Origin of the sequence: Microcystis sp. M165S2, assembly GCF_020245885.1 — a bacterium.
Lineage (GTDB): Bacteria > Cyanobacteriota > Cyanobacteriia > Cyanobacteriales > Microcystaceae > Microcystis.
This window is the reverse complement of record NZ_JADBTZ010000184.1, coordinates 1-8,852: the sequence shown is the minus strand read 5'-3', so window position 1 is coordinate 8,852 and position 8,852 is coordinate 1. Positions and strand designations below refer to the sequence as shown.

7 protein-coding genes are annotated in these 8,852 nt (G+C 46.0%); 1 reads left to right on the top strand and 6 read right to left on the bottom strand.

The features are described 5' to 3' along the window. Positions 1 to 177 precede the first annotated feature (177 nt). The 4 genes from IM479_RS09605 to pilM form a co-directional block, all read right to left on the bottom strand. Positions 178 to 2,307, bottom strand: a complete 2,130-nt coding sequence (locus IM479_RS09605) for a secretin GspD/PilQ domain-containing protein (protein ID WP_287687626.1) — start codon at positions 2,305 to 2,307, stop codon at positions 178 to 180. 73 nt (positions 2,308 to 2,380) lie between these two features. Next, positions 2,381 to 3,172 carry a pilus assembly protein gene (locus IM479_RS09600; RefSeq protein WP_287687624.1) on the bottom strand — a complete coding sequence of 264 codons (792 nt, stop codon included), beginning with the start codon at positions 3,170 to 3,172 and terminating at the stop codon, positions 2,381 to 2,383. After that, the gene (locus IM479_RS09595) at positions 3,169 to 3,942 is read right to left on the bottom strand and encodes a PilN domain-containing protein (RefSeq protein ID WP_287687622.1); all 774 of its coding nucleotides are present in this window, start codon (positions 3,940 to 3,942) and stop codon (positions 3,169 to 3,171) included. Before IM479_RS09595 ends, IM479_RS09600 begins: the two co-directional genes overlap by 4 nt. A gap of 9 nt (positions 3,943 to 3,951) precedes the next feature. Beyond that, the gene (pilM, locus tag IM479_RS09590; RefSeq protein WP_287687620.1) at positions 3,952 to 5,067 is read right to left on the bottom strand and encodes a type IV pilus assembly protein PilM; all 1,116 of its coding nucleotides are present in this window, start codon (positions 5,065 to 5,067) and stop codon (positions 3,952 to 3,954) included. Between the two features lie 676 nt (positions 5,068 to 5,743). Here pilM and ilvC point away from each other — a divergent pair. Continuing rightward, complete coding sequence (gene ilvC, locus IM479_RS09585; protein WP_286825532.1) at positions 5,744 to 6,736, top strand: ketol-acid reductoisomerase; 993 nt, start codon at positions 5,744 to 5,746, stop codon at positions 6,734 to 6,736. Positions 6,737 to 6,830: 94 nt separating this feature from the next. Here ilvC and IM479_RS09580 read toward each other — a convergent pair whose 3' ends face one another. Further along, positions 6,831 to 7,619, bottom strand: coding sequence for an ECF transporter S component (locus IM479_RS09580; protein WP_287687618.1), 789 nt, complete (start codon positions 7,617 to 7,619; stop codon positions 6,831 to 6,833). A 28-nt stretch (positions 7,620 to 7,647) separates the two neighbouring features. Next, entirely contained in the window at positions 7,648 to 8,433 is a 786-nt protein-coding gene (locus IM479_RS09575) for a class I SAM-dependent methyltransferase (RefSeq protein WP_287687616.1), read from the bottom strand. Positions 8,434 to 8,852: the final 419 nt, after the last annotated feature.

The following is an 8,852-nucleotide window of genomic DNA, read 5'->3' as shown; positions in this document are numbered from 1 at the left end:
GTGAGGTTGGCAGTTGCTCAATCTTACGGTACATTAGCACTAAGGAGAGAAGATGCAAGGGTTTTGAGCGATTAAGCGCAGATTTAAGTGCATTTGGGAAGCTCTCAATCAAGCTAAAAGCCCTTTCCTGTAAGGTTTTTACCATTATTCAGCAAACCCTATATAACTGATTACTGATTACTGTCGCGGTTGTACGGGGAAACCTTGACGCTGAAGCATTTCCGCCGCATCTTGGCCCGGTTGATAGTTGATGCCGAGGGTAGAGGTGGCCGTATCCTCGATGATTTTGGGAGTGAGGAGAATAATCACCTCCGAGCGATCGTTGCGATTGGTACGACTGCGGAATAAAGCCCCTAAAATGGGAATATCGCCTAAAATCGGCACTTTTGTCTCAGAACTCTGTTGGCGCTCTTGGATAATGCCGGAAAGAATTAAACTCTGTCCATCCCGGAGACGAATTAAACCAGAAGTCAATTCCCGACGAATCAGAGGGGTAAGGGTGTTGATTGTGAGACCACCGCTATTAAATTGAATTGGAGACCCCGGAGAGGCGATGGTAGGGCTAACCGACAGGGAAATAAAGCCGTTATCATCCACCTGATCGACGTTTACCGCTAAAGTTAATCCAGCATCGGCCAGGACGGGGGTAGTGGTGCGTACGCCACTGAGAGGATCTACTTCCGTCCGCACACTTTCTAGCACTTTCTCGGTGAGCTTAACGGTGGCCTGTTGACCTTCCTGCACCACTAGGGAGGGATCGGTGAGAATCTTGGCATTTCCTGTCTGAATTGAGGCTTGCAGGGTCATCAGGAATTTTTGGGGATATTGGAAGAGGGTCGGGGGTTCGTAGGTGAAGACAGGTGGTTTAGGGGGTGTAGTGACTCCGGTGATGGGATTGAACGTGGCTGGTTCACCAGGAGTAAATTCACTCAATCCGGGCTGAAAAGGATTACTAATCCGACCAAAACTAGGGCGCGAGTAGGGTGTTAGACCCCCTGAAAAGTCATTGGGTCCCTGGTTAACACGGCCAAAGGGAGCACCATTCTGAATGTCAATAAAATTTTGAATTTCTGCTGTCCCCGTACCCGATATGATATCAAAAATCGGTACAACAGGCTGTGCAAAAGCCCCCGGCCTGGATACAGTTGAGCTACTGGGTGGGTTCATATTACCAAAGTTCAGCACTGCTGCCCCGTTATCTTGAACGAAGAAACCATCGTTAAAACCGAAGGAAAAACTACTGTTAAAGCGGTCTGTATTGAGCAGGTTGACATCGATAACTTTCACATTAACCACCACCTGACGGCGACGAGCATCCAGTTGGGTTAATAAAGATGTGGCGATTTGGACTTGTCGGGGTTCGCCGATTAAATTGATAGAATTAAGGCGATCATCGGCGGCAATTCTTAAACCAGTTAAAAGTAAGGCAGCTTTTGATCCTTCTGTGTTTTGGGGTGTTAGTGCCTCTAGGGTGGCAGGAACATCCCGGCGACCGGTTACTCGTCCGGTGAGGGGATCGACGATATCCTCGGTTTGGGTAACTAAACGCTGGTATTCCGCTCCTTGGGTGGCGAGGAAAATGGCGGCATTAACGGCTTTAACTTGATTGAGACGCAGGGTGCGGCTAATCAGATTACGCGCCCCTTGGGGTAATTGCGCCCCGACAAAGATGGTTTTACCCTGACGGTTAGCCTGGAGTCCGGAAATTAACAATACGGCGTTAAAAATGTTTTCCACCGATTCGTTAGTAAATTCCAAGGAAACTGTCTGAGAGGTGGCGTTCGCTTCCCCCTGGGCGCTGGTGAAAACGACGTTATAACCGGCATAGTTAGCAAGGGTCATTAACACTTCTCTAGCGGAAGCTTCCCGCAGTAAAATGCGAGGTACAGTCATATTAGGCTCGAATTTGACCTTTTCGGCACTAGCATCGATGTTAGAGATGGCAATATCTCCCACCGGTGGGGCAACGGCCCGGGGTAGGGTGGGAACACCGGGGGCTTGGGGTGCGCCTTGAATGATAATTTCCGGGTTGGGGACAAGGGGCGCACTTTGGGCGAGCAGTTTTTCACTAGCTAAAATGCGATCGCTGATTTCCTTTTGTACGGCTGCGCTTGAAGGGACAAGCTGATTTGGCGACTTTTGTAAATTTTCTTGACTAAACTCTTGCCAAAATTCAACTTTTAATGTAGGGGATTTTAACTCTGAACCATGGAAGGAAATGGGGGTTTCGGCCAAAGCGCTCAGGGGAGCCATCAATAAAAACGAGGCAATTTGGGGGATAAACAGGGCATAGCGGGACGGATTCACTTTAACTTCACTCCTCAACAATTACGGGATTCAACGGACAAAAAACGCAATACTCACACCGGATTGAAGACTATTATCGGGGCGGACTAGCGGGGGGTTGACCAGCGGCGGGGGGTTGACCAGCGGCGGGGGGTGGCGGTGCTAATTTCGCTAATTCTTCGGCATTGAGAGGAATAATCACATCGAGAAGAAAGGTGGTAGTAACGGGTTTATCGCCTTGGGGAACGATAGTGGCTTTATTGTTGCCGGTACTAACCACTTTAACCGCCGATCCTTCCTTTTCTATCTGGGTATTGAGACTATTTAGCAAAATGAGCGGCTGTAATCTTTCTAAATCCCGAATAACCTCTTGAGTGTTAGCATAGTTCCCTTCGATCTTGACGTTCAGAGTTTGACGTTTGAGCTTATTATTAACCGCGCTCCCGAGGGAACCATCGGAAACCACCACTGGTTCTAGTCCTTGGGGTTGGAAGCTAATCAGCTTAACATTGCGAGACTTAAAGATATTACTAATATCTAAGAGAATCGTGCTTAAGTCCTTTTCTTTGGCAAAAAGCGCGAGTATTTGCTGTTTAATAGCTTTTTTTTCTTGCAACTGACTCTCGATTGTTTGGAATTCGGAGGCTCTCAGACCGCTTTTTTGTTGATCTAACTGTTGTTGTTTGCCCGCTGCATCGTTTTGCAACTGTTGCAAGGTATTATAAGCGGGCATCACCCAGTTAAAAAGCAGATAGAAAGAACCTAGTAAACCCACCACACCAGCAGCGATGCCACTATTGCGGGGAGTAAAAGTTATCCCGAAAGCGATAGGATACTCTTCAAATTCCTCTAATTCCCGATCTTCAAATTCTTCGGTAAAGGTCATGGTTGAATGGCTCCTTGGCGTTTGAGAGTATTAATCCTAGTGACAACTCCGAGTGCTCCATTCCGGGTAAGATTGAGCAGTTGTTGAGTAGCGGGAGTATCACTTAATTGGGCGGTGATCACAAATTGAACCGCTTGGGGGAAAGTAACATTAATATTTTTGTACTTATTAGCCACCTGTACGGGTAAATCGGCTAGGGCAGCACTTTCGATCGCGGTTTTCTTGCCCTGTAAAAAAGGAGAAGCTTGCAGGGTTAAGAGATAATCATTTACTGCTTCGTAACTACTGGCAAAACCACTGATTTTTAACTGAGTAGCTGGATTCGGTTGCCCTTGATCTGGGGCAGCGGGAACCTCCACCTGCTGCACACTGGTTAGCTGGACGCTAGGGGGAGTTTGTTGGCGAATTTCTTGAAGAATGGCTGACCAAGGCCTAATCTGATTGAATACAGTTACCAGAGATTGATTTTCTCCTTCTACTGCCGTTAATTGCGCTCTCAGGTCTTCTAGCTTTTTGCTTTGGGCTTGCAGTTGACCTAATTCCGCGTCCAGTTGCTGAATTTTGGCCTGAGTTTCGCTGGTTTGCCAACCGACGATTAAACCGAGTAATCCCGTCAGTGTCAATAATCCGGCCCCCACTCCCACACCGATCAACAGGGGTGTTTGTTTACGCAGGTTAATAGCGGTGGAAATCTTGGCCGCGGGGGTTGTTCCTTTGCCCGTTTGCTGGAGATGGCGATCCTTAAGAAAATTAACGTCAAGACTATACATAATTTTTGTCTATACCTCCCGTAATCCTAAACCGAGAACTGTTCCTAATCCAGGTCTTTCGATATTAGGAATCTCTTGAGTTGTATCTAAGTTCAGTGATGCGATCGGATCGATTGCCATGGCGGGGACGCTGAGACGTTGAGTAAAGTATTCGTCTAGTTGCGCTAAACCGCCCCCAGGACCGGCTAAAAGTAACTGGACGATTTCCAGTTCATCACTTTGGTTAAGATAGAAATTAATCGATCGCCGTAACTCATCGGTTAATTCCCCTAAAACGCGCATCACTGCCGTCATCCCGGCGTTAGTAGGGGCCCCGGAAGTGCCGGTATTGGTGCTAAGACTATCAAAGGCAATAATCGGAATTGTCATCCCCAAAAGAATCTCAGGACTGCGGGAGGTGGGCAAATTCATCGCCCTGGAGAGGGCATTTTGTAGCTGAAAAGTGCCGATGGGGACAGTGCGGGAAAATTGGGGAACGCCGTCAACCACGATGGCAATTTCCGTGTTATCAAATTCTATATCAACAATAACGGCGGCTTCATTGGAACTAAACTGTCGCAAATGCTCGCGAATCGTCCGAATTAGGGCAAAACTATTAATTTCTAGCACATCTACCTGTAATCCTGCCTGTTGGAAGGTTTCCATATAGGCATCGGTAATCTCCCGACGAGTAGCAACTAATAATACTTGTACTTTTTCGATCCCGTCTTCATCCTGAAAGTAGCCGAGTTTTTGGTAGTCGAGATCCACTTCCTCGCGAGGATAGGGAAGGTATAAACTAGCCTCATGATTTAAGACCAGATTTCGCAATTCCTGATCGTCCAATTCCGAGGGAATGGGGATAATCCGGATAATTGACTCGCGCATCGGCACACCAGTAGCGACTCGTTTGCTGTTAATTTTATTTTCCTTGAGGACTTCTTGGATTAATTCCGCTAAAGCGGGGGAATCGACGATTTTTCCCTCCTCAAAGATGCCTTCCGGGATATCCGACGAACAACATTTAACTAATTTATAATTTTGTCCCTGTTTGGTGATCTGAGCTATGTTAATACGCTCCGGGGTGATCTCTAACCCAACACCTTGAGGTTTTTTTGTCAATAGCTTTTTAAAAAAACTTACCATAGATTTTCCTGGGCAGCTCTAAGAGAATTAGTGATTAACAAAGCCAATAATTTTTTGACCTGATTTTATCTAGGGTCGATCAAGGCAGTAAATCAGTCTATAAACGATCCTGACTGGGTAAATTACCCAGAAAAGGTAAAAATCGAGAAGAAGAGAAGCTATTTCGGCATTAAGTACTAACCCGATTATCTGTGTTCAGATCGAGGTTAATCTTAACTGGGTGAGAGGAGAGGAGAGGAAGTGCCTATTGATGGTGACATTGTAATCAATTTTGGTGAAAGAACCAAGTCTAGACAAAAAACCTAGTTAGGGTTTGCGGCAAAAAGTTTTTCGGTGGTGGCAGGGTGTGGGGTGTGGGGTGTAGGGTTTTACCCATTTTCAGAGGGTCAATTACCTAATTTTCAGGGAAAAAGTCCCTAATTTCCCCCCCCGATCACTGCAAGGGCTGGCACTTTTTGATTTCAAAAAAGCCTAAAGATATTATCCAACAAGGTTTTTAGATTTATTTAGCCAAGCCTAGTTAGAATACCCAATTATCTAGAGAAAATTTCAATTTTTCTAGGCACTATTTTTTCCTGACTCCAGGAAACCGGCGATCAAATGCTTCTGACGGGCGTGATTTTCCCGTATAATTAGGAGTTTGCACAGTGACAAAAGAAGTTAAGGAGCGATTTCGATGGCACGAATGTACTATGATGAGGATGCCAATTTAGATTTATTAGCGGGAAAAACGATCGCTATTATTGGTTATGGTTCCCAAGGTCATGCCCACGCATTAAATCTCAAGGATAGTGGCGTTAATGTGATTGTTGGTCTATATCCCGGCAGTAAATCGGCAATCAAAGCCAAAGAAGCCGGTATTCCGGTTTATGATGTGGCCGAAGCCGCTAAAATTGCCGACTGGATCATGATCCTCTTACCGGATGAAGTGCAGAAAACGATTTATCTCAACGAAATTGCCCCGAATTTAAGCGCAGGCAAGGTGTTATCTTTTGCCCACGGCTTTAATATTCATTTTGGTCAAGTGGTTCCCCCGGATAATGTCGATGTGGTTATGGTCGCACCCAAAGGACCGGGCCATCTCGTCCGTCGCACCTACGAACAAGGTCAAGGAGTCCCCTGTTTATTCGCCGTCTATCAAGATGCTACCGGCCAAGCACGCGAGCGGGCGATGGCCTACGCTAAAGGTATCGGTGGCACTCGGGCTGGGGTTTTGGAAACCACTTTCCGCGAGGAAACAGAAACCGACCTTTTTGGCGAACAGGCAGTATTATGCGGCGGTTTAAGTGCTTTAATTAAAGCTGGCTTTGAAACCCTCGTGGAAGCTGGTTATCAGCCCGAATTAGCCTATTTTGAGTGTTTACACGAGGTAAAACTGATCGTCGATCTGATCGTCGAGGGCGGTTTAGCCAAAATGCGCGATAGTATTTCCAATACAGCCGAGTACGGTGACTACACTCGCGGTCCGCGGGTGGTGACGGAAGCGACTAAGGCCGAAATGCGGAAAATCCTCGGGGAAATTCAATCCGGACAATTCGCCAGAGAGTTTGTCCTCGAAAATCAAGCAGGTAAACCGGGGTTCACCGCTATGCGTCGTCAAGAGGCAGAACATTCGATCGAAGAAGTTGGTCAAGATCTACGAGCGATGATGAGTTGGCTAAAACGCTAGTCCTCTTTTTTTCCTGCGGGGTTGGACGCAACGGGGCAATTCTTGCCTTTGCGTCCGTCCCGACACCCGACCCCCCAAAAGGAAAACTTCCTACTTAGTAGATCGCCTCTCTTGATTTAACCAGACCGATCGCCCGTAAACCGGCAATCACACCACAACCGATCACCATACCGACGAGGGAACGAATCAGATTTTCTACAGGAATGATCGGAATTAAAGCGATCCAGACTTCTTCGGGCCAGTTAAAAATCGAGTAGGTAATGGCGACGGCCCCTAAATGGGAGAGGCCGCTGGCGGTCCAAGTCCCGCCAAAAATTCCCGCCGCTACTAGGGCCAAATTGCTACCTTTGATCCAATGGGTAAAAAGAGTCCAGGTTGGTAGGATAAATAATACCAAAGCTGACCAATCGACGAAAGCCCCAGCGATAAAGATTCGTGGCGAAATGCCGTTCAGTCCGATCGCCCGGTTAGCGTAGATAAACAGGGGAATCAGAAAAATTAACGTTAATCCTAACCACCAATAACGGCGTTTTTTGCCTAAAACCATCGTTCCCGCCACAAAACTGGATATAATTGCCCCAAAGACCGAAATAGCGGGAATTCCTGCCGTGTAGGGGGCAAGGAAAGCCCCAATTAAGGACCCAATGCCACTAGCGATCGCTCCAGCGATCGGGCCGAGTAACCAACCCAAGAGGGGAAAAACCGCTTGACTGAGGGGCATACTACCGCCGGAAGCGAGGACAATGGAGAAGGGAATAAAAGAAAGGGTAGTGACAATGGCCGCTAAGACGACAATATAGGCGATCGGCGCACCATCAATGGCGGCACTACTGACAGCTTCCACTTTGCGTTCTTCGCCTTCGGGGATAATATCTAGGGTCATAGTTGCAAGGGTAATTCTAACTTTTCTATCATCCTCTGGGTTGCTCTTCTTGCGGCAATGATTGATTTTTTCGATAACAGCGTACGGTAATGTGATAGGGATGAAAAATCTCTAGGAAATCTTTTTGTAGGGTTTGAAAAAAGCTCTCAATAATTTTGGGATCGTCGAGATGAAAGGGATATTCTTGATTAAATCCTTTGAAAAAATACCAGTTAATAATTAGCTTTCCTCCCGGGTTTAACCAGTCATAAAACTTTTTAAGTTGGACCGTGGGTGAGGGCAAATGCTCGATGACATCCAAACAGATAATCGTGTCAAATTTTAGCTGTTCGGGAATTTCCGTATAGAATGAGAGCTTATTAGGATCGAGATTTAATTGCTTGGCACGAAAGCGAACAAATTCATGATGTAGGGGATTAATATCGCAATAGATCACCTGTTCAACCCCAGAATTCATTGCGGCAGCCAGGGCATGAGTACCGATTCCGCCACCAAAATCTAAGACTTTTCCGCTACCGTGATCATCAATTAATCTCAGGGTTTCCCCGATATATTCTTGACTGGATAAATGCCAAGCAGATAATTCAAATAAATAGTTTTCTTTGACTTTTTCCTGATAGAAATAATCTGGATTTGTCCAAGAAAAGTCTTGATGAGCTAAGGCCGCTAAGGAATCTTTTGCTATCGCTAATTTTGCTTGTAAAATTTCTTGGTCTAATTGTAAAAAGTTTTGTAGGTGTGACTCCAAATCAAAGGAATTGCGCTTGAATTCCGCAACCGAGGAGGATGATAGCAGGGAAGAATCTCGATTCATATATAGAGTGAAGCCAGGGAGAATTAACTAAGAAATCCTTTCGTAGTATCTCACAATTTGGCTAAATTATAAGTAGGGAGGCACAATTATTTGTAGGACGGGTAGTAACCCATGCAGACGTTGGGTTTCATACTTCAACCCAACCTACGTTCATCTTATGTTTAATTCCACCCATTTACTTAGCAGGAAGTTTTCGTTAAAACATTAGTGCCAGTCTTTGGCGTATATCCGCAAAAACTGGCACTGTCCATCTACTGACTTTCATATATTTAAGGTCTTTATCGAAAATTTGGGTTAAAACCCCGTCCTTTTAGGACGGCTTTAAGCTACAATGGAAAAAGCGATAACCAAGCTAAAAACTGAACCTTGACAACAGATAGTAGGGGGTTTCGTTCAGAAAAGACTTCAAATTCGGCCTT

Coding starts and splice junctions, on each gene's coding strand:
- IM479_RS09600 (WP_287687624.1), bottom strand. CDS start 3,172: ATGACCTTTACCGAAGAATTTGAAGATCGGGAATTAGAGGAATTTGAA.
- IM479_RS09595 (WP_287687622.1), bottom strand. CDS start 3,942: ATGTATAGTCTTGACGTTAATTTTCTTAAGGATCGCCATCTCCAGCAA.
- pilM (WP_287687620.1), bottom strand. CDS start 5,067: ATGGTAAGTTTTTTTAAAAAGCTATTGACAAAAAAACCTCAAGGTGTT.
- ilvC (WP_286825532.1), top strand. CDS start 5,744: ATGGCACGAATGTACTATGATGAGGATGCCAATTTAGATTTATTAGCG.
- IM479_RS09580 (WP_287687618.1), bottom strand. CDS start 7,619: ATGACCCTAGATATTATCCCCGAAGGCGAAGAACGCAAAGTGGAAGCT.
- IM479_RS09575 (WP_287687616.1), bottom strand. CDS start 8,433: ATGAATCGAGATTCTTCCCTGCTATCATCCTCCTCGGTTGCGGAATTC.